Source organism: Pseudoalteromonas sp. ECSMB14103, assembly GCF_000813065.1.
Lineage (GTDB): Bacteria > Pseudomonadota > Gammaproteobacteria > Enterobacterales > Alteromonadaceae > Pseudoalteromonas > Pseudoalteromonas marina.
Genome location: NZ_JWGY01000010.1, coordinates 75,636 through 96,871, shown reverse-complemented (window position 1 = coordinate 96,871; position 21,236 = coordinate 75,636). Strand labels below are relative to the sequence as shown.

The following is a 21,236-nucleotide window of genomic DNA, read 5'->3' as shown; positions in this document are numbered from 1 at the left end:
ATTAAAGTGGTTTTTCCATAAAATAGCGGGTGCCGCAAAGTGGGTAGTTATCAAGTTGATACTTTACGCTGTATCCGCGTTTTTCATAAAAAGGTTTTGCTTGAAAGTCGAGAGTGTCTAGCTGGGCTTTTTTAGCGCCAAGCAATATTGCAGCTTGCTCTAACTCTGTGAGCAACTGCCCTGCAAGGCCTTCATTACGAGCGACTTCACTGCACCAAAGCCAATTTATAATTAGCCAATTGCCAAATACGCAACCACTAATACCAGCCATTAGTTCGTTATTATTATCAACAAATTTATAGCCGAGTGGCACTCTTTGCGCATCAAAATGCTTGGCATTAAAATCAACTATTTTATTACGTAAAGTTGAGTTTAACGCATCACTGTTATCAGATTTTAATTGATACATATACCGCTCCTAAAAAAGCGATATTAGCAAACACACTTAATTAAAAAAGATTATTTTTACCAAAAGGCACTTCAAGTAAGTTGCTAGAAGTTTTTTCGGGCTGCCCGCACATTTCGTCGTAAGCGCTTGTGTGGCGAAGCATCATTTGTGCGTACGCTATTTTTTCAAACCGCTTTTGTACATGCAGCGGGCTTACAGCTCTTACAAATTCGCCATCTTCCTCTGTTACATAATATTCAACATTATTAATGATCACAGAAACCTGATACAGCGCCATTTCAAGTGAGTGAACAACTACTTTTTGTAGCGGCTCATGATTTTTTAGTTCAGAAAATTTCATACCCATTTTTGTTCACCTTAATTAAATATAGCTTTATCGATACGCAGCTTTGCTATAATCGCGATCAGTTTTTTATTGCCAACTAACGAGAACACTTTATGAGCCCCAAAATTCGCCTTGCTAAATACATTGCTCATGCAGGCGTGTGCTCGCGTAAACAGGCATCGCGTTTAATAGATGAAGGGGTAGTAACGGTAAATAATCGCCCTGCTAATCATATTGATCACGTTGATGAGCAAGACGACATAATAGTTAATGGCCAAGTAGTTAAAGGGGCAGCCGATTTAGTTTATTTTGCGTACCACAAGCCCGAAGGTATTGACTGCAAATTAAATGAAAATGACCCCGCCAGCCTTATTCATCATTTACCTACTCTCACCCGGGTTTACCCCATTGGCCGATTAGATAAAGACTCTCGCGGCTTGCTTATTTTGACCAACGACGGTGACTTTTGTAATCAACTTATTCACCCTGACTTCCACCAGCCTAAACGTTATTTAGTCACGGTAGATAAACCGATTAATAACGCGTTTTGTGAAAAAATGGCTGCAGGTATCCCCATTAATAAACAAATAACCTTACCGTGTGAAGTAACTAAAATAGCTGACAACCAATTTAGTATTATTTTAAAACAAGGGCTTAACAGACAAATACGTAAAATGGCGCATTACTGCGGCTTTAAAGTAATTGATTTATTTAGAGTGCAATTTAGCGAACTCGCCCTCTCAAACCTAAACCTACCTGAAAACCACTCCATACAAATTAATAAAACTGATATTTCGAAAATCTAATACCAAATCGCTTAATTACACCGCAAAAAGTTAAAAAATAACCTTGCAAAAATAGATTACAGGTGTAGTCTTAACTTAAAGATTACATTTGTAGGCAATAAAATGATTGAGTTATCAAAAGCAGAGTTCGACGTGCTTGATGCGCTTTGGATTAACTACCCTGCCACCGCGAGCCAAATTATTGAGCGCTTAAGCGATGATAAGCAATGGCACGAAAAAACCATTAAAACCCTACTGGGTCGATTAGTTAAAAAAGGCGCACTGACCTTTGAAAAAGACGGCCGCCAATATATTTATACCCCCTGTATAAATCGTGCTGATTACACCCAAAAAGAAAGCCAGAACTTTATTGAGCGTTTTTTTAGTGGCCGCATAGCTCCGTTGGTAAGTGGTTTTGCAAAATCAGAAAAACTCTCTCAACAAGATATAAACGAGCTTAAAAAAGTCATAGATGACTGGGAAAAAAACCAAAAGTAAGGGATTCTCATGGTTATTCAAACAAGCTTTAATTGGCTAATAGAGCAACAACTATTATTGAGTCTGTTGTTTGCAGGATTTGTTTTACTTGAGCGCTTTGGCTTAAAAGCAATTGGTTCGCAGCTTATTTATAAATTAGTGTGGTTAATACCAGCCTCGCTGCTTGTCGCTAATTTACCCAATGCAATTAGGCCACTACAAAACAGTCCAATTAGTCATTATATCATTACTCCAAATCAACCATTAATAAGCACTATTAGTATTAACTGGGCGCTATTTTATGTAGTTATTACGGCACTGCTTTTATTCGCCACTTGGATTATTCACCGCCGATTTGTAAGCAACCTACAGCTTTGTGAAGTAACAAATTTACAAGCAGAAATAAGCTCAGGGGTAAAAACCTTTACTAGTCATCAAGTGGCAACACCTATGGTAATTGGGGTACTAAATAGCAAGCTAGTTTTACCACACAACTACAATACTCTGTTTGATAAAGCCACATTGGCGCTTATTTTAGAGCACGAAAATGTGCATATAAAACGCAAAGATAACCTAACAAATGCGCTGCTATTACTGGCTACAATTTTAATGTGGTTTAACCCTTTAGCTTGGATGGCATACGCAAGCTGTAGACGTTTGCAGGAGCTAACTTGTGATGAACGGGTACTAAGTAATAAAACCACACAGCAACAAATTTTATACAGCAAAGCCTTAGTAAACTGCGCTGCCAATGCGCCAGCGGGTCTGATGGCTTATTCACACTACGGAGATAAAAAAACCATGTTACAACGACTTACTAATATCAAACATAACGGCGCACATTCGCGCCTAGCAAAAGGAAGCGCGTTACTTATAGCAGCAAGCTTGCTCAGTGGCTTAGCAGTAGCAAAGCAACCTGAAGCATCAGCTAAAAAAGAAACATCTATCGCTCCCGTAATGCGAATCGAACCGCTTTACCCAAAACAAGCGGCGGAACAAGGCATTAGCGGTTCAGTGGTATTAAAATACGACATAACCCCAGCAGGCAAAACAGCTAACATTACTGTTGTAAAAGCTGAACCAGAAGCAGTCTTTAACAAAGAAGCAAAAAGAGCACTGATGCAATGGCAATATACACCTTCATCAATGGGACAACAAAACGTATTAATACAACTTGATTTTGCACTCAACAGTACAGTTACAAAAAGTGATTTAATAGAGCGAGTTAACATATCGCATTAATGGGAATAAGTGTTTAAGACTATAAAGCAAGCACCCTTTTAGGCTGCTTGCTTTGTGGTTTTAACAATAAAATTAAATACTCACTACAATCATGGCAATGGTAGTACCTAAGCCAATAAACCATACAAGCGAACGTATAATATCTAAGTTCAACCAATAAAAAATACAATACAAAATGCGTGAGACTATATGAGTAACCGCCAAGGTTTCGGTTATTGCGTTTACCGAGTTAGTACCAAATACCACTGCAATAGCAACAGCAAAAACAGCGAGTGATTCAAAACAATTTTGATGAGCAGCGAGCGTCCGAGCACCAAAGCCAGTTAGTTTTGCTTGTTGCGCCCTAGGATGTTTATTATCGTATCGACCTAATTTTGCCATTGCCATCGCAACCGGCACTTTTGCAAAGTAAGGCATTAATACAGCCAATAATGCGCATACTACTAATGTCGTCATAGTTTATTCTCTTATTATAAAATCTGATAATTTGAGCAATACATATACCATACACGCACAAAAAAAGCCGCCAATACGTTTTATGACAAACGCTGGCGGCTAAACAATAACATCACACTTACTATAGCTAAGTTTACTCATAAAGCAGTGCGGCATAATGTCGCAGGTGATGAATATTCACTATCACCTTTAATGCGTCGCTTTAATAATCAAAGATTGCTAACGTAAAGACCTTATTTTTTATCGACGAATACCATGACCTGGATCTTTTTCACTTTTTTAGCCGCTTTTATGCAAGCATGGCGAAATGCCCTGCAAAGTAATTTAAGCTCACATGCAAGTGTGGCTGGCGTAACGCTTTCGCGCTTTATTTTAGCCGGCCCCATTGCTGCCGTGTATTTGTGCGGCTTGTATCAATATCAAGATACCGCCATGCCTACCTTAAATAATGCCTTTTGGGGATTTGTTATTGGCGCAAGTATTATGCAAATACTCGCCACCGGCTTAATGGTAAAACTGTTTAAAATGAATAATTACGCCATAGGTGCAGGCCTTGCCAAGAGTGAAGCCTTAGTAGCGGCTATTTTAGGGGTATTGTTTTTTGGCTCTGCGCTTAGCCTACTTGGTTGGCTGGGTGTATTTTTAGGCGCTATTGCGGTGCTTTTACTTAGCGGTATAACCAGCGTAAAACACTTTGATGCTAAAACAGCGTTACTGGGCCTTGCCTGTGGTACCAGCTTTGCCCTTACATCGCTGTGGGTACGTGAAGCGAGCTTAAACTCAGGGTTATTATTTCCGCACTCGGCTGCATGGGTTTTACTGTTTGTAATAAGCCTACAAACGCTTATATTACTTGGCTATTTATTACTAAAAGAGCCACACACAGTTGGCAAACTTTGGCAATATAAAGGCACTACTGCCGCAATTAGTATTTTTAGCTGTATAGGCTCTATTGGCTGGTTTAGCGCAATGAGTTTACAGCATGTGGCGTATGTTAAAACGCTTGGGCAGGTTGAAGTATTTTTTACCATGTTAATTGCCGTACTTTGGTTAAAACAGCCACTTAAAAAACAAGACACCGCGGGCTTAATACTTATAGCCGTTGCCGCTATTTTGGTGATGTTACCACTATAAATAAAAAAGGGTTTTAATTGAAAATAATACTACTACCTGGGCTTGATGGAACAGGAATGCTTTTTAAAGGAATACTCGAAGTACTTCCTAAGGCTTTAAATATTCAAGTGCTTTGTTTAGATGAACTCGAAGGCGATAGCTATGCTAAAAAAGCACAATACCTAGCTGAACATTTGCAAAGTACTGAATTATTTATCGTAGCGGAGTCATACTCTGGGCCAATAGCATATGAGCTATGTAATATATTGGGTAGTAATGTAAAGCAGATTGTATTTCTGGCAAGCTTTATTTCGGCGCCTAGTTCATTATCTCGGTGTGCCCATCTAATCCCTACATTTGCTTTGCAGGCATCAGAATTAAATATGTGGTTATTAAATAAAATAGGATTTGCAGGTGCGGGAAGTGACAGTCAAATTCTAGATGTATTTAAATCAATTAGCTTCGCAAATAAAGCTAAACTAAAAAATAGATTACAGAACATATCTCGATTACGTAAACCTCAAAACCCACACGCTACACCTGTGGTGTATATTAAGCCTACAAACGACATATTAGTTAATAACCGTGCTGTTGATGAGGTTAAAAGCGTATTTAATAATACAAAGGTAATCACAATATCCGGTGGGCATTTTATTGCTCAGACAAACCCTATTAAATGTGCAGACATTATAAAAAAAGAGATATATGAGAATAAATCGACTCAATATTTTTAATTTAAATAAAACGGCGCTAGTGAAATCAGGCGCCGCCATAAAATATTAATTAAGAGCTAATTTTTAGGGTGATCACACCGCAAATAATCATTAACACACCCGCAATACGCCCAAACGTGGCTGCATCACCGTAAAGTAATATACCCACTAAAAACGTACCCGCAGCACCTATACCTGTCCATACCGCATAGGAAGTCCCCATTGATATTTGCTTTTGTGCAAGCCACAACATAAAACCACTGGCTGTTAAAAATGCAATGGCCATTGCTATTCCCTGCCAGCGTGTGTCGGGATTTTGTGAAATTTTTAAACCAATTGGCCAACCTATTTCAAGCAAGCCGGCAATGACTAAATAAACCCACGCCATTAAACATCTCTCTTTTTCAAAATTACGTCGTATAAATCTTCTCGGCGATCTTTTAAATTACGCACTGTCCCCTCGCTATGAAGAATTTTTAACTTATCCATATCAAGGTCGCTAAATAATAACATTTCGGTATTAGGTGTTGCTTCGTTAAGTGTTGCATCGTGCGGGAACGAAAAGTCAGATGGCGTCAGTACTGCCGATTGCGAGTACTGTACGTCTAGGCTTTCTACTTGCGGTAAGTTACCCACTGAACCTGCAATAACAACATAACATTCGTTTTCGATTGCCCGTGCTTGTGCACAATGGCGAACCCGTAAATAACTATTTTTAGTATCGGTCCAAAACGGCACAAACAGTATATCAAGCCCTTGCTTAGCTAATATGCGTGAAAGCTCTGGGAACTCTACATCGTAACAAATTTGAATACCAACGCGCCCAGCATCAGTATCGAATACGGCAATTTTGTCGCCGCCTTGAATAACCCAATCATTTTGTTCATGCGGGGTTATATGTATTTTGCGCTGCTCGTCTATTTTACCGCTACGGTGGCATAAATAACTTACGTTATAAATTTTGTCGTCTTCGGCAAGTGGCATAGAACCAGTAATAATGTTGGCGTTATATTCTATTGCCATACGCGACATGGCGTTTTTAAACGTTTCGGTGTATTCGGCTAAATAGCGGATTGCTTCAGTTTGATTGCTTTGCTCAGTTAACCCCATCAGCGGCGCGTTAAAAAATTCAGGGAATAAAATAAAGTCACTTTTGTAGTCAGATACCGTATCTACAAAATACTCTACCTGCTTGAGCATTTCTTCAACCGATTCAACACAACGCATTTGCCATTGCACGGCCCCTACTCGTACTATTGATTTAGTCGATTCGAGTACGGTGTCGGTTGGCTCGTACATTATGTTATTCCACTCAAGTAAGGTGGCATAACCTACAGACTCTTGATCCTCTGGTAGGTACTTTTTTAGTAATCGCTTTACCTGAAAGTCGTTAGAAAGCTGAAAGCTTAAAATTGGGTCATAAAGCTCTTTTTGGTCAACCTTTTCAATGTATTCCATTGGCGTCATTTCACTGCTGTGATTGTAATAACGCGGAATACGGCCACCCGCTAAAATAGCGCGTAAGTTATATTGGCGGCACAATTCTTTACGGGCATCATAAAGGCGACGCCCTAAACGCATACCTCGGTGAGTTTCGCTAATGGCAACATCCAAACCGTATAGCGCATCGCCATCGGTATCGCTGAATACACGGTCATGGCCGTCAGCAATGTCTTCGTAGGTATGCGGATTTGAAAAGCGGGCGTAGTCTACTTGCACACTTAGTGCTAAACCCACCAGCACGCCGTCATCTACTATGCCTATTTGCCCTTCTGGAAACTGATCGATTAATCTAAAAATGGTATGGCTTGGCCATGCGCCACCTAAGTCTGGGTAAGCTTGATCCATTAGCGTTTTTATTTGTGGGTACTGCTCTTTGGTCAAGTTACAAATTTCTAGGTGGGTTTTTTCTGCCGACATACACAACTCCTTGGGGCATGGGAACAAAAAAGCTGAACAAATGCTCAGCTTAATAAACTATATTATGCGTGCTAACTCACTTTGCAAGTTACTTTAAGCTACGATAAAACAATGTGGTTACTCGCTCTTTTGGTAGCCATTTTGCATATTTAAGACCCAGCTCTGATAATGGGTCGGCGTCAAGTACTTGCTGCAAACTTGCATCGTTTTGCATTGCCTTAAGCATAACATCTTTGGCTTTTTGCACCAGCTTACGATACGTTATCAGCCCTGAACGGTCACTTACTGGACCATGCCCCGGAATAACTTGTGTATTATCGTCGATTTGGTTAATAACATCGTCAACCGCAGCTAATACTCCGTCAACACTACCGCCACTATCTACATCAACAAACGGTAAGCTACCAAAATTAAAGTAAATATCACCCATGTGAACTATGTTGTCGTTACTAAAAAAGATAACTGAGTCGCCATCGGTATGGGCATGTTTGTAATGCACAACATGTGCGTGTTCGTTATTAAAATGAAGTTTTAAATCGTGACCAAAACTAATACGAGGTAAAAATTTAGAACCCTCACCATGCTTTTCTTTCAAACGCTTATGAACATTGTCGTGCGCAATGACATGTGCACCTGCTTTTGCAAAATTTTCATTACCGCCGGTATGGTCGCCATGGTGATGGGTATTAATTACAAATTCGGCGCTACCAGGCTTTAAGTCGCTGATGGTTTTTTTTATATCGTCTGAGAGCTTAGCAAACTGATCGTCAATAATATAAATACCGTCATCACCCACACTTGCAGCAATGTTGCCACCTTGCCCAAATAATACATAGACACTTTCACTTAGTTTTTCTGCGGTGACGGGGTTATCGTCTGCATGAGCCGATGCGCTCAGTAGTAAACCTGTTATTAACGCGGGTAGTAATTTTTTCATTTTAGTTCTCCATTGTTAGAGTTATATAGAACGTGATTACTTACATTTTGGCTCACACTACTTTGGTGAGATAACGATTTGATGCATTAGCGTTTGTGGTAATAGCGCAGTTTGCTTCCCTTCAACATAGTCGCTAAAACCAGCTCTATAAAACTCTGATAGCGGGTGACCTGATTGGCCACCTGGCACGCTTAAAATAGCCTGTTCTAAATGCCCTGGTTGAGCAATAAAACGTTGTGATGCACCAAAACTCTGCCCCTGCACCGCAGGCATATAGGAGTCACCAAATCCTGCAGCGGTTGGCATATTAAGTAACTTTGCCAATAAAGGGATTTGTTTTGCAAAAGGATGCTCGATTACCAGCTCATTTACTTTACCCCACTGCCACTGTTTTATATTTGTGCCAAATTGCTCACTCAATTTATTTACAGTGTGATCAAAAGCACCCGCTAATTGTTCGTCCCAACTATTAAATTGAGGGTTAATCCAAGATGCAGGTCTATTACTAATAAGTTGCCACAGCGCCGGCTCCAACCCACGCTTGATAGGCTTAAGTGTGCCCTCATGCTCATTAAGAGTGACTTCAATATGGTTAAACACAAGGTTAATAACTTCGTCTCTATAGCGTTTAACCAGGGTATAGCCTACCGAAGAAGCACATGCGCATTGCTGCCAGTTTTCAAGCTCTGTGATGTACTTCGCATTTTTAACCTCATTGGTTTTTAACTGCTTGAGTAACAACTCATGCCATGGCATTAAAAAGCGGGCTTGGTTATCAAGCTGTAGTGCGTAAAAGTCGCTCTCGGCAAAGGTTTGTTTTTCAAATAAACGGTCACGAATTTGGCTTGAACGTGCGCCTAATGCGTAGCCGCCATTACCAAAACGTGCGTTGTCGCTGGCAGATACAACCCGAGAGTTTCCTGTCCATAATCGCCCGCTGGGTGGGTTTTTAACAAATGGGCGATTAATTTCGTTTTGCTCAAAAAGTGCAGAGTAGTGCTGTGCATTTACACTTAACTCACTGACATTTGTACGCGCCGGAATACCGCCTATATTTTTCCATGCCGCATTACCTAGGCTATCAACAACCATTAAATTCTGTACAGGTATACCCACATTACTTGCAAGGGCGAGCGCATCGTCCACAGTATCTGCTTGCTCAAGCTTTAATAGCTGCATGTTAACCGCATAAGGTTGATGCGCTGCCCAACTAAGTGCATAAGGCTTTTCGTTAATGTATTTTACTGGGCCGTATTCGCTCATTATTAGCGAGTAAGTTTCAACGCCTCCTTCAGGTAATAAAATAGGCTCATCAACAAGCCATGTTTTGCTATCGCTATTTAGCGCAATCCAATCGGCAGTATCTAAATAACCGTTAGTGAAACCCCATGCAATTTTATTATTGGTTCCCACTACAATGGCAGGAGTGCCAGGAAGTGATACGCCTGTTATTTGAGATTGTTTACCATTTTGTGTGTAATTAAGCTGCACTCTGTACCAAATAACCGGCACCGCCATTGATAAGTGCATATCGTCAGACACCATACCTGCACCTGTTTTTGTAAGCTCTCCGGTAACGGCCCAATTATTACTACCAAGCTCTTGAGGGGCTTCAATGTGGCTTGCAACATGAGTCGTTTGCGATGCAAGAATGGGGAATTCACCTGCAAATGGGGCTAATTTACTACCATCAAGCGCAGCTTGGTATTGGCTAGGTTGCGTTAAAAAATCCACCATATTTTTACTGTATATTTGCTCTAATTGAATCAAAGTTTGATCGCGATTAAATGTCATGCTTTGTAAATCTAAGTACATGCTAAAAATCACTAATAAGCTGTCCTCGCTTTGCCACGGTTTTTGAGTTGCGCCGGTAAGTATATATTCAAAGCTTGCATACCCTACTTGGGCTAAACCTTCGTTTACGCCTTGAGCATAACTTTTTAACAGCTGTTTATCGCGCTCTGGTAAGGTATTTAAAATAGCGTGGCTACGTTTTCGTAGTTGATGAAAACGCATTTTTTTATCAAGCTCAACAGCGGCTTTACCAAATAATTCACTTAGCTCTCCTGCAGCATTACGCCTAAGTAGATCCATTTGAAAAAATCGGTCCTGTCCGTGCGCATACCCTAAGCCATAAGCGGCATCATTACGGCTTTTAGCGTTGATAACAGCTTGGCCCAATGTATCACGGGAAATTTTAACGGGGTCATTCACAGCCATACTGCGCCCGTTGCCATCAAGTGCAGGTAAACTTAAGCTAAGTACCCCATACACAACAGCGGTGCCACTCAGCCCTAAAATTACAATTAATAACAACAAGCGTTTGATTAGTTTATACATTGAGTTGCCCTTCCACCCTTTGTGTTGCTTATATAATAACCACAGATTTATTAAATAATCATGATCTTGCTCGCAAAGGATGAAATAAACATCAAAATCCACGATAATGTCACTTCCACACATCGTGCAGAACTAGTTGAGATCAATATGACTGAAAAAACGTTTATCAAAGGTAAAGACCGCGATTTAGAATCGTCAATCTCTACCATGCAAAACAAGCTTAAAGCCCTAAACATTAATGTTGAAGAGGCGCTTTGGCTTAACCCTGTAGCTAACTGTTATTCGGTTCATATAAAAGATAGCGACTGCGGTGTTATGTTTACTAATGGTAAAGGTGCAACTGATAAAGCATCTATTGCTTCTGCACTTGGTGAATATTTTGAGCGTTTAAGCTGTAACTACTTTTTTGCTGACTTTTACCTAGGTGAAGAATTTGCCAACGGTGAGTTTACTCATTACCCAAACGAAAAATGGTTTAAAGTTGAAGGTGAAGAAGTGCCTGAGGGCATAATGGATGAAAGCCTGTGGGATTACTTTGATCCAGAGCGCGAACTTAACGCATCACACCTTTTTGATTTTAACTCAGGTAATAACGAGCGCGGCATTTGCACATTGCCATACACGCGCCAACGCGATAACCAAGACGTGTACATTCCAGTAAACGTGATTGGTAATATTTTTGTATCTAACGGTATGAGCGCAGGTAACACCAAGTTTGAAGCGCGAGTTCAGGGCTTGTCTGAAGTATTTGAACGCGCTATTAAAAACCGTATTATTGCTGAAGGCATTTGTTTACCAATCGTGCCTGAAGAGATTGTTAAGCAGTACCCACAAATTCACGAAGCATGTGAAGAACTGCGTAGCCATGGTTTTCATTTACGCATCGCCGATGCATCACTAGGCGGTAAATACCCAGTAATGAGCGTAACGCTGATTAACCCTACAGATGGCTCTGTATTTGCCTCGTTTGGTGCTCACCCTTCATTTGAAGTAGCCCTTGAGCGTACCGTTACCGAACTTTTACAAGGTCGTCGCCTTGATCAGCTTGATGTGTTCCAACCAGCCACGTTTGATAATGACGAAGTAGCAACGCCTGAAAACATCGAACTGCACTTTATTGATTCTAGCGGTTTAATATCGCATGACTTTTTCCGTGCAACGCCTGATTTTGACTTTGTACACTGGGACTTTAGCGGCACAACAGAGCAAGAATATAACTTCTGTACAGATTTAATTCATAGCATGAACCACGACATTTACATTATGGATTACACGCACTTGAACGTGTATGCATGTCGAATTTTAGTACCGGGCATGTCAGACATTTACCCAGTAGATGAGCTGATTTGGCGTAACAACAACGAAGGCGCTAAATTCCGTGAAGCATTCCTATCGCTTGATCAGTACGATGCTGAGCAATGGATGGACATTTACGATAGCTTAGAGGAAGCCGGCCACAGCGATATTATTCGCGCAGCAGAGTTTATTGGCCTTGCAACCGATGCCGATACACCTTGGCATACGCTACGTATTGGTGAGCTTAAAGCGCACTTATGTTTAGCCGCAGGCAGCGAAGAAGCAATCGATTGGGTTGACTGGATACTGCATACAGGCCAAGTAAACGAAGAAGCAATGCGCCACTTCCGCTGCTTAAAAGCCATTCTTGAAATTAAATACGATGACGAGCGTGAATACGCCGACTACCAAGACGCACTGGGTTTAATGTTTGGTAGCGACAACGTAACGCTTGCAATTGAAATTGCTGAAGGTCGTACATTATTTAATGGTTTAACCTTCCCAGGCTTATCGCTAGAAGGCTTTAACAAACACGCAGCACTACTTGATGGCTACCGTAAGTTACATGTAGCTAAGCAAAATCATTGGGCACGTGATGTTAGCGATTCTTGATATTTAGATCGTTAATTATAAAAATAAAATGGCGCTTATGCATAAGCGTCATTTTAATTTGTACAATAAATAGCTATAGTGGAATAGCCTAAATTCAAGCCAATAGTAGCTAATGCCACCAACTAACAATAAAAAAGCAAGTGCGCACAACTATAACCGAACTTTTTGGTTATCGATGACACTACTACTGCTTATTAGTGTTGTACTAGAGCGCATTAATTACACTCGCGTGAAAGACGCTCATCGCCTTCAAATCCTCTCCGATGTAAGCACCTATAGAGCACAACTAGAAGCCATTTTAATTTCTAACATTCAGTTAGTACGCGGCTTAGGCGTGGCTGTTTCTGCAGAGCCTAACTTAAATCAAGAACGCTTTGCACAAATTGCAGCCCCCCTTTTTAATACTTCAAAAGAGCTTAGAAATATTGGCGGTGCACCCAATATGATTATTAAAATGACTTACCCGCTTGAAGGAAATGAAGCGGCTCTGGGCCTCAACTTGCTGGCGAATAAAAATCAACGCGCTGACGCTATTAAAGCGCGAGACACCAACACAATTATAATGGCTGGTCCGTTAACGCTAGTGCAAGGAGGTGAGGCACTCATAGCGCGTGTGCCAGTCTATACCCCGCCTGATAAAAATTTTTGGGGATTACTTTCTGTTGTTCTAGATATTAATAAAATTTATAAAAACGCCGGAATTTTAGATCTTAAAGAAAAATATAACGTTGCACTCCAAGGCAGAAATGGGCTGGGCGATAAAGGCGAGTTTTTTTTTGGTGACTCCGCAATATTAAATCAAGATCCCCTCGCATTTTCGTTAAACTTTCAAGGCGGAAGCTGGCAGTTATACGTTGCACCCAAGCAGGGCTGGAGTCCACCCAACTCAGCAGTTTGGCCATTACGTTTAGCAATAATTATCATTTGTGCGTTACTTACATGGGCATTTTTGTTCTTTTTAAAAATGCTTGACCGCCAGCAAAAAAACGAAAGAATGCTAGAAACCATGAGCGATTTGGCGCAAATAGGTGCGTGGTCGTTTAATTTAGAAACTAAGCAAGTTTATTGGTCAGATATGACTAAAAAACTGTTTAAATACCCACTCAATACCCAGCCACAATGGCCTGAAGATTTAAGCTATTTTAAAGAGGGCGAAAGCAGAGAAACGATCAAACCTCTACTCGAACGTGCTATTAAATATGGCCATAGTTATGAAGTTGAACTAGAGGTAATAAACGGTGATGGGGAAGCGGTATGGGTACTTGTTAACGCAGAAGCTGAACATAAAAATGGTCGATGTGTGCGTATTTTTGGTTCGCTACAAAATATTGATACCCGTAAAAAAATTGAATTAGAAAACAGCTTTACAGCGCTGCACAATGAAACGTTAGCCTCATTAACGGTTAATAAGCTCATTTTAAACGGTAAACTTAGCCAATCAAAAGACATACTCACTGAGGCTATTTGCCATGCTTTAAAAATTGAACGTGCTAGTATTCGTTTTTATAACGAAGACCAAACACAGTTAATACCGTTTGCACTTCATAGCGAATTAACACAGGCCGAGAGCGTTGAACTTACTTGGCTTAGAAAACACCTTCCTGACTTTTTTAATATGCTTGATCACCAAGCTATATTTAATATTCCCGACGTTATTCATAATTCAGCGCTATCTCCTTTGTCGCCATATTACTTATTGCCACTGGGAATAAAATCGATGCTGTGCGTAACAATCCCTGCCGGCAACGGAGTATTAGGAATAATATGTGCTGAGCAATGCAAAACCACACGCTTGTGGACAAAAAACGAAGAAAGTTTTTTAATCACAGTGGCTACGCTTATAGGCAGTTTACATTCAAGCCAGCAACGCATAGAAGCAGAACAAGAATTAGTAGAAGCTAAGGAATTAGCCGAACAAGCGGTGGCAGCAAAAAGTGAATTTTTAGCAACTATGAGCCACGAAATTCGCACTCCTATGAATGGGGTGCTAGGCATGCTAAATATAATTAAGCAAACAAAGTTAGATCAACAACAAGCACATCATATAGAGCTTGCGCAATCATCTGCCGAATCATTGCTTAATATTATTAATGACATATTAGACTTCTCTAAAATGGAAGCGGGTAAACTTAATATTGATAGTATTCAGTTTAATCTCCCCAAATTATTAGGTGAAGTGGTTGAATCGTTTGCACTAAAAGTAGAGCAAAACAATACAAAACTAATTTTAGACGCAACCCAAATTACAGTAAGTGAAATAATTAGTGATCCGAATAGGCTTAGGCAAATTCTTAATAACCTGATTGGCAATGCTGTTAAATTTACTAAAAACGGTGACGTTATTATTATAGCCAGAGTGGACGACTCTACCGATGGCTCCTTTTTAGAGTGCTCAGTAATTGATACTGGTATTGGTATTAATAAAAACCAGCAAACATCATTATTTAATTCATTTACACAGGCCGACACTTCAACTACGCGCCAATTTGGCGGTACAGGCCTTGGGCTAACGATAGTAAAACAACTATGTGAATTAATGGGCGGAAGCGTCAGTGTCAACAGTGTTGAAGGCGAAGGCAGTACGTTTTCATTTAGTGTAAAAATACAGCCTAGATTAAGTAAAGAACAAGATTTACCAAGCCATCTAATAAACAACAAACGTATTTTATTTATTGATGAGTGCCACTTAAATACCAGTATAGCCACTAAACAGCTGACAATTTGGGGGGCCCATGTGGAGTTTATTAATGACTATAATGAGGTGCTGATACATTTAGAAGAGACGACTCATTCATACGATGCAATTTTAGTTGATTATCACTTTTTTTCTGTTGCTGCAAAAACGCAAACAACCGCCTTACAAAACTTTATTAACAAGTTTAAATGTAAATCAGTAATTATGGCGCCAATGAGTTATTCACAAAAAGAATCAACGCTTAAAATGAATGTCGACTGCATGATTTTTAAACCTCTTACGCCATCAGATCTGTTTGATTCACTCACTAATGAAAAGTTTTTAGAGCAGCAATTAAATCAGGCGCAACTCACTAATACACTTACAAAAGCACCTATTAAAGATTCATCAGAGCCCGTTTTATTGTTAGTAGAAGACAATAAGATAAATCAAGTTGTGGCCTCTGCATTGTTAAAAGAGGCCGGGGTGATCTTTGATATTGCTGAAAATGGTGAGCAAGCAATTAGCAAACTAAACGCCAAACAAAATAACCCGTATAAACTTATTTTAATGGATTGCCAAATGCCAATAATGGATGGTTATCAAGCCACGCAGGCAATCAGACAAGGCGGAGCAGGTGAAAAATATAATGCTGTATCAATTATTGCTTTAACGGCTAATGCCATGCAAGGCGATAGAGAAAAATGTATTGCTGCGGGCATGGACGATTACTTAACTAAGCCGCTTGATATGGCCGCCTTAAAGCCCAAGTTGCAGCACTGGCTTGGCAGTTAAATAAGGCTTACCACTAATTAGCATTAACAATTAATATTTTTAAGGGTACTTATGCAGTTATCACCACACCAACAACGTGTTATTGGTTGTCTCCTAGAAAAACAAAGCACTACACCAGAGCATTATCCTTTGTCACTGAATGGGTTAACCAATGCATGTAATCAAAAATCGAATCGCGATCCTGTTCTTAATTTAACCGAAAGTGATGTGCAAGTTGCGCTAGATGAACTTAGTGACATGCGCCTAGTTACTGTTGATGAAGCACTTTCGGGGCGAGTAAATAAATACGACCACCGCTTTTGTAATACCGAATTTAGTAGCTTACAGTTTTCAGCACAACAACGTGCCATTATTTGCCTATTGCTGTTACGCGGCGCCCAAACACCCGGTGAATTAAGAACACGCAGCGCTCGTCTCGCTGATTTTAATAATGTAGATGAAGTTGAAAATGCGCTAAATAAATTAATTAAAAATGAGCAAGTTGCCAAGTTACCGCGCGAAGCAGGTAAACGTGAAAGCCGATATATTCATTTATTTGGTGAGCAACCAATTACGCCTGATAGCGATACCATTAATTTACCCAGCGAAGCCATTAAAGATAAAGAGCTAAACGATTTATTACGCGAAGTAGAAGAGTTAAAAGCAGAACTTAACCAGATAAAAGCACATTTAGGGCTTTAAATAAGTAAAACTAAATCACATAATAAGTTTATTGCGTATCACATTTAAAATCTTACAAGGAGCCGGCAATGCGCGCCGAAATAATGGCTGAAATGAAAGTTCAGCCAACCATTGATGTAAACGCTGAGATCTCTCGTCGAGTTAACTTTATAAAAGCACGTTTAGTTGCAGCCCACTCACGCTCGCTTGTGCTTGGTATTAGTGGCGGGGTTGATTCTTCAACTTGCGGCCGTTTATGCCAATTAGCTGTTAACGAATTAAATGAAGAACACAGCACCAACAAATATCAATTTATTGCTGTGCGCCTACCTTACGGTGTACAAGCTGATGAAGACGAAGCACAAATGGCGGTTGATTTTATTCAGCCAAGTAAGCGTATGACCGTTAATATTCAGCCTGCTGCTGATGCGCTACATGAGCAAGTTTTAATCGCAATGACTAGCAGCGGTGACGCATTACCAGAGCAAGCTCAAATAGATTTTATTAAAGGTAATGTTAAAGCACGCCAACGTATGGTTTCTCAATACGAAATTGCAGGTTTTAGCCAAGGCTTAGTTGTAGGTACCGATCATAGCGCAGAAAACATTACAGGCTTTTACACTAAATTTGGCGATGGTGCTTGTGATTTAGCGCCTCTTTTTGGTTTATCTAAGCGCCAAGTTCGCGCACTAGCGACTGCCCTAGGTGCGCCAGCAGTGCTTGTTGAAAAAGCCCCTACAGCCGATTTAGAAAGCGACCGACCGGGCCTCACCGACGAAGAAGCGCTCGGTTTAAGTTACAACCAAATTGATGATTTTTTAGAGGGCAAACCTGTCTCTGAAGAGGTGGAGCAAAAGTTAATCGGTATATATCTGCGCACGCAACATAAACGCCAGCCAATACCAACAATTTACGATTGATATAAGTGATATAAAAAGCAATTAACAGCATCTAGTTTAATTGCTTTTTTGATCGCCCTATTCAAATATTACGTACACATTGCACTTAACGTACTAATATTTATTAAAAACTTGCCAAAGAGAACACTGCATTATATGACATCGCCTATTTTAATTACTGGTGCAGGCCAACGAATCGGCCTAGCCCTTGCTCAGCATTACTTAACCCAAGGGCAAAAAGTGATTATTACTTATCGTACTCGCCATGATGCCGTAGAAAAACTAGCGCAGCAGGGAGTGACTTGTATCCATGCCGATTTCAGTACTGATGCGGGAATTAATGAGTTTATTCATACATTGAAAGCCCATACCCAATCCTTAAAGGCTGTTATACACAATGCATCTAGCTGGGACTGTGAAGCAAATAACCCAGACCACACTAAGCTTTTTGATAACATGATGCGCATTCATGCCAAAACACCCTACTTAATTAATATGCAGTGCGCTGACTTACTTTTAGCGTACCAGCAAGTTAGCGGTGCTGCGGCTGATATTGTGCACCTTACTGACTATGTGGTTGAAACAGGAAGCCCTAAGCATTTGGCATATGCGGCAAGCAAGGGCGCACTTGATAATCTAACAAAATCGTTTAGTGCTAAATACGCACCAAATATAAAAGTAAATGCGGTTGCGCCTTCGCTTATTATTTTTAATGAGCACGACGACGAACAATACCGCGCTAAAACACTCAAAAAATCATTGATGGGCATCGAACCTGGGTGCCAAGAAATTATAAACAGCATTGATTTACTATTACAAAGTCAGTACATAACAGGGCGCTCTATCCCTGTTGATGGCGGACGTCATTTAAAGTAAAAAACACTGAGACACCTATGCATAACGAATTAAAAGACAGCTACCAAAAAATTATAACCGCCGTAGGCGAAGACGCTGAACGCGAAGGTTTATTAGACACACCAAAACGTGCTGCAAAAGCAATGGAATACCTGACACAAGGGTATCGCCAAACGCTTGATGAAATTACTAATAATGCCGTATTTACCTCTGATGCAGATGACATGGTACTTGTGCAAAATATAGAACTTTACTCTATGTGTGAGCACCACTTGCTACCATTTATTGGGCGCTGCCATATTGCTTATATTCCAAACGGCAAGGTGCTGGGGTTATCTAAATTTGCGCGTATTGTTGATATGTTTTCGCGTCGTTTTCAAATACAAGAACAGTTAACACATCAAATTGCCAAAGCCGTTGAAGAAGTGACTGGCGCAAAAGGTGTAGGCGTTATTGTTGAAGCTAAGCACATGTGCATGATGATGCGCGGTGTAGAAAAGCAAAACTCAAGCATGCGTACATCGGTAATGCTGGGTAACTTTAGAAGCGACCCTAAAACACGCAACGAATTTTTGCAGCTTATTAAAGGGTAATCTATGGCCAACGCAATTATTAATGTTACTAACTTACGCTTACGTACATTTATTGGTTTTAATCCTGAAGAACGTGAAAAAAAGCAAGACGTAGTGATCAACCTTGAGATTCACTACCCTGCCGACAACGCATGTAAAACCGATGAAGTAGACCAAGCACTTAACTATAAAGTGATCACCAAAGAGGTGATTAGTTTAGTTGAGCAAGGACACTTTTTATTACTAGAAAAGCTAGTCGCTGAAATTCTTGCTGTTTGTCATTCACACCCGAGTGTAAATTATGCTAAAGCCCGTGTAGATAAACCGCATGCGCTTCGCTTTGCTGACTCTGTATCGTTAACACTTGATTGGAAAAAGTAGTGTGCTTATAGCTTAAATAAGAGCTTCTACTCCCACGGCAAGGGCAATAACCGCTAAATAGCGTGCGCCTTTGCCAAGTGTTACTAAAAGTAAAAACACGCTAAACCTCACTTTAAAAATACCGCCAATAACTGTTAATGGGTCGCCAACAACAGGCAGCCATGCAAACAATAGGCTGTATACGCCATATTTATTAAACTGATTTTGTGCCTTTTCAAGCCCTTGTTCTGATACCGGAAACCACTTTTTATGTTTAAAACGTAAAACTTGCGTGCCTAACCAGTAGTTAACACAGCTTCCCAATACATTACCTAGTATTGCTACCAACCATAAAAGCCAAAGGTTAACTTGGCTTTGTGTGATCATTCCCACCATGATCACCTCTGAAGAACTCGGCAATAGCGTAGCTGAAATAAATGCGCTTAAAAACAGCGTTAGATAAAGCATAATAACCTTGCGGGAAAAGGTAAAACCCCAGCCTTAGGCTAGGGTCTGTTTATATAAATAATTGAGCGCTTATTTTATCAAATTTAAACTCAGTGGATAATTAAACTCTTTACCTTCATTGGCTTTAATACTCGCTAAAACCACCATAATAAAAGAAAAGATAGCCACAATTGGTAATAAAATTACACCGATCACAACAAACATCAATGCAAAACAAATAATATAGGCAATTGCCATCGTTATCTGAAAATTAAGCGCTTTTTTACCGTGCTCATTGACCATTTGCATTTCATCTTTTTTAATTAACCAAATAATTAATGGTCCTATGATTGAACCAAACGGCACAATAAATCCAGCAAACGCGCTTAAATGGCACAACATTGCCCATGTGCGCTCATCTTTATTTACTACTTTAACCTGTTGATTTTCTTCCATAACACAATCCTTTAATTTTTATAATGCGGTTTAATTATACACAGGTCTATAAGTTTTCTGGCGTATTTATTTACAAAAATCACAACCTACATTCCTGTGATAAAAAAGTGATAAGTTTGTGAGAGTTTCTGGAGACGATTGTTCAATACTTATCTCGAATCATCACTTACAGGAAATAAAAAATGAAAGCTTCAACTTTTACACTTGCAACTCTTTTAGCGGTAGCTAGCCAGTCAACCATGGCTGCAGAGTTAGACTTAACAATAACCAACCTAACCCAAGGCATTCACTTCACTCCGCTACTAGTCACAGCACACAACAGTGAAGATAAGCTTTTTGAAGTTGCAACTGAAGCTTCTACCGCATTACAAACAATGGCTGAAGGTGGCAACATTGCTGAGCTAATGGCACAAGCCACTGCAGCAGGTAGCGATATGGCTGCAAACCCAGCAGAAGGTCTATTAGCGCCATCGTCATCAACCATGACAACACTAATGACGACAGACGGTAACGATTACTTGTCAGTGACCGCTATGTTACTACCTACAAACGATGGCTTTGTTGGCCTTGATAGCTGGAAAATACCAACCGAAGCAGGTACCTACACAGTTTATTTAAATGCATACGATGCGGGCACTGAGCAAAACAATGAGCTAGTGGTTGAAGGTTCTGGAGCACCTGGTACGCCAGGTATTCCTGCAGCACCAGGTGGTGATGCGGGTACAGGTGGCGCAGGCTTAACAAGCACCGATAGCAACATTAATGTGCATATTCACCCTGGTACACTAGGTGACGACGACTTAACCGCTGGTAATAGTGATTTAAGCAACACGGTTCACAGATGGTTAAACCCTGTAGCTAAGCTAACCGTTACGGTTAAGTAGGAGCGTAAT

The 21,236-nt window shown here is 40.3% G+C and carries 22 protein-coding genes; 13 read left to right on the top strand and 9 right to left on the bottom strand.

The genetic code is table 11. The features are described 5' to 3' along the window. Position 1 precedes the first annotated feature (1 nt). Entirely contained in the window at positions 2-409 is a 408-nt protein-coding gene (locus RF53_RS15420; protein WP_039038202.1) for a GNAT family N-acetyltransferase, read from the bottom strand. Between the two features lie 40 nt (positions 410-449). Beyond that, positions 450-755, bottom strand: a complete 306-nt coding sequence (locus RF53_RS15415) for a DUF6482 family protein (RefSeq protein ID WP_006792473.1) — start codon at positions 753-755, stop codon at positions 450-452. A 92-nt stretch (positions 756-847) separates the two neighbouring features. Here RF53_RS15415 and RF53_RS15410 point away from each other — a divergent pair, with 92 nt between their 5' ends. The 3 genes from RF53_RS15410 (at position 848) to RF53_RS15400 (ending at position 3,238) form a co-directional block, all read left to right on the top strand. Further along, positions 848-1,540 (top strand): pseudouridine synthase, encoded by a 693-nt coding sequence (locus RF53_RS15410; protein WP_039038201.1) that lies wholly within the window; start codon positions 848-850, stop codon positions 1,538-1,540. A 102-nt stretch (positions 1,541-1,642) separates the two neighbouring features. Continuing rightward, a complete protein-coding gene (locus tag RF53_RS15405) occupies positions 1,643-2,017 on the top strand; it encodes a BlaI/MecI/CopY family transcriptional regulator (RefSeq protein ID WP_006792475.1) in 375 nt (124 codons plus the stop codon). 9 nt (positions 2,018-2,026) lie between these two features. Further along, complete coding sequence (locus RF53_RS15400; protein WP_039038200.1) at positions 2,027-3,238, top strand: M56 family metallopeptidase; 1,212 nt, start codon at positions 2,027-2,029, stop codon at positions 3,236-3,238. Positions 3,239-3,310: 72 nt separating this feature from the next. On the opposite strand, the gene RF53_RS15395 is transcribed toward RF53_RS15400, so the two are convergent. Continuing rightward, on the bottom strand, positions 3,311-3,694 hold the full coding sequence (locus RF53_RS15395) for an MAPEG family protein (protein ID WP_006792477.1): 384 nt from the start codon (positions 3,692-3,694) through the stop codon (positions 3,311-3,313). 255 nt (positions 3,695-3,949) lie between these two features. On the opposite strand from RF53_RS15395, the gene RF53_RS15390 reads away from it, so the two are divergent. Both RF53_RS15390 and RF53_RS15385 read left to right on the top strand, forming a co-directional pair. Further along, entirely contained in the window at positions 3,950-4,828 is an 879-nt protein-coding gene (locus tag RF53_RS15390; protein WP_200888055.1) for a DMT family transporter, read from the top strand. Positions 4,829-4,845: 17 nt separating this feature from the next. Continuing rightward, positions 4,846-5,541, top strand: coding sequence for a hypothetical protein (locus tag RF53_RS15385; RefSeq protein ID WP_039038198.1), 696 nt, complete (start codon positions 4,846-4,848; stop codon positions 5,539-5,541). Positions 5,542-5,590: 49 nt separating this feature from the next. Here the strand turns inward: RF53_RS15385 and RF53_RS15380 are convergent, their stop codons facing one another. The 4 genes from RF53_RS15380 to RF53_RS15365 all read right to left on the bottom strand — a co-directional run bounded on the left by RF53_RS15380 (position 5,591) and on the right by RF53_RS15365 (position 10,717). Further along, positions 5,591-5,908 carry a DMT family transporter gene (locus RF53_RS15380; protein ID WP_006792480.1) on the bottom strand — a complete coding sequence of 106 codons (318 nt, stop codon included), beginning with the start codon at positions 5,906-5,908 and terminating at the stop codon, positions 5,591-5,593. Next, positions 5,908-7,440 carry a bifunctional GNAT family N-acetyltransferase/carbon-nitrogen hydrolase family protein gene (locus RF53_RS15375; RefSeq protein WP_008129436.1) on the bottom strand — a complete coding sequence of 511 codons (1,533 nt, stop codon included), beginning with the start codon at positions 7,438-7,440 and terminating at the stop codon, positions 5,908-5,910. Before RF53_RS15375 ends, RF53_RS15380 begins: the two co-directional genes overlap by 1 nt. An 88-nt stretch (positions 7,441-7,528) precedes the next feature. Beyond that, on the bottom strand, positions 7,529-8,377 hold the full coding sequence (locus RF53_RS15370) for an MBL fold metallo-hydrolase (protein ID WP_006792482.1): 849 nt from the start codon (positions 8,375-8,377) through the stop codon (positions 7,529-7,531). Positions 8,378-8,434: 57 nt separating this feature from the next. Continuing rightward, the gene (locus RF53_RS15365; RefSeq protein ID WP_039038197.1) at positions 8,435-10,717 is read right to left on the bottom strand and encodes a penicillin acylase family protein; all 2,283 of its coding nucleotides are present in this window, start codon (positions 10,715-10,717) and stop codon (positions 8,435-8,437) included. Positions 10,718-10,864: 147 nt separating this feature from the next. Between RF53_RS15365 and ycaO the strand changes: the two genes are divergently transcribed. From ycaO to folX, 7 genes are all read left to right on the top strand, one after another. Further along, a complete protein-coding gene (gene ycaO / locus RF53_RS15360) occupies positions 10,865-12,625 on the top strand; it encodes a 30S ribosomal protein S12 methylthiotransferase accessory factor YcaO (RefSeq protein ID WP_039038196.1) in 1,761 nt (586 codons plus the stop codon). 112 nt (positions 12,626-12,737) lie between these two features. After that, positions 12,738-16,094 (top strand): ATP-binding protein, encoded by a 3,357-nt coding sequence (locus RF53_RS15355; RefSeq protein ID WP_039038195.1) that lies wholly within the window; start codon positions 12,738-12,740, stop codon positions 16,092-16,094. Between the two features lie 51 nt (positions 16,095-16,145). After that, positions 16,146-16,775, top strand: a complete 630-nt coding sequence (locus RF53_RS15350; protein WP_039038194.1) for a YceH family protein — start codon at positions 16,146-16,148, stop codon at positions 16,773-16,775. Positions 16,776-16,843: 68 nt separating this feature from the next. Continuing rightward, positions 16,844-17,674 carry an ammonia-dependent NAD(+) synthetase gene (gene nadE / locus RF53_RS15345; RefSeq protein WP_006792487.1) on the top strand — a complete coding sequence of 277 codons (831 nt, stop codon included), beginning with the start codon at positions 16,844-16,846 and terminating at the stop codon, positions 17,672-17,674. A 135-nt stretch (positions 17,675-17,809) separates the two neighbouring features. Then, the gene (gene folM, locus RF53_RS15340) at positions 17,810-18,529 is read left to right on the top strand and encodes a dihydromonapterin reductase (protein WP_006792488.1); all 720 of its coding nucleotides are present in this window, start codon (positions 17,810-17,812) and stop codon (positions 18,527-18,529) included. A 17-nt stretch (positions 18,530-18,546) separates the two neighbouring features. After that, the gene (folE, locus tag RF53_RS15335) at positions 18,547-19,101 is read left to right on the top strand and encodes a GTP cyclohydrolase I FolE (RefSeq protein WP_006792489.1); all 555 of its coding nucleotides are present in this window, start codon (positions 18,547-18,549) and stop codon (positions 19,099-19,101) included. Between the two features lie 3 nt (positions 19,102-19,104). Continuing rightward, on the top strand, positions 19,105-19,461 hold the full coding sequence (gene folX, locus RF53_RS15330) for a dihydroneopterin triphosphate 2'-epimerase (RefSeq protein ID WP_006792490.1): 357 nt from the start codon (positions 19,105-19,107) through the stop codon (positions 19,459-19,461). Positions 19,462-19,473: 12 nt separating this feature from the next. On the opposite strand, the gene RF53_RS15325 is transcribed toward folX, so the two are convergent. Further along, positions 19,474-19,908: a YqaA family protein gene (locus RF53_RS15325; protein WP_039038193.1), complete on the bottom strand. Its 435-nt coding sequence runs from the start codon at positions 19,906-19,908 to the stop codon at positions 19,474-19,476. Between the two features lie 69 nt (positions 19,909-19,977). Continuing rightward, entirely contained in the window at positions 19,978-20,343 is a 366-nt protein-coding gene (locus RF53_RS15320; protein WP_039038192.1) for a DUF4870 domain-containing protein, read from the bottom strand. Between the two features lie 182 nt (positions 20,344-20,525). Here RF53_RS15320 and RF53_RS15315 point away from each other — a divergent pair, with 182 nt between their 5' ends. Then, the gene (locus tag RF53_RS15315; RefSeq protein WP_006792493.1) at positions 20,526-21,227 is read left to right on the top strand and encodes a spondin domain-containing protein; all 702 of its coding nucleotides are present in this window, start codon (positions 20,526-20,528) and stop codon (positions 21,225-21,227) included. Positions 21,228-21,236 lie beyond the last annotated feature (9 nt).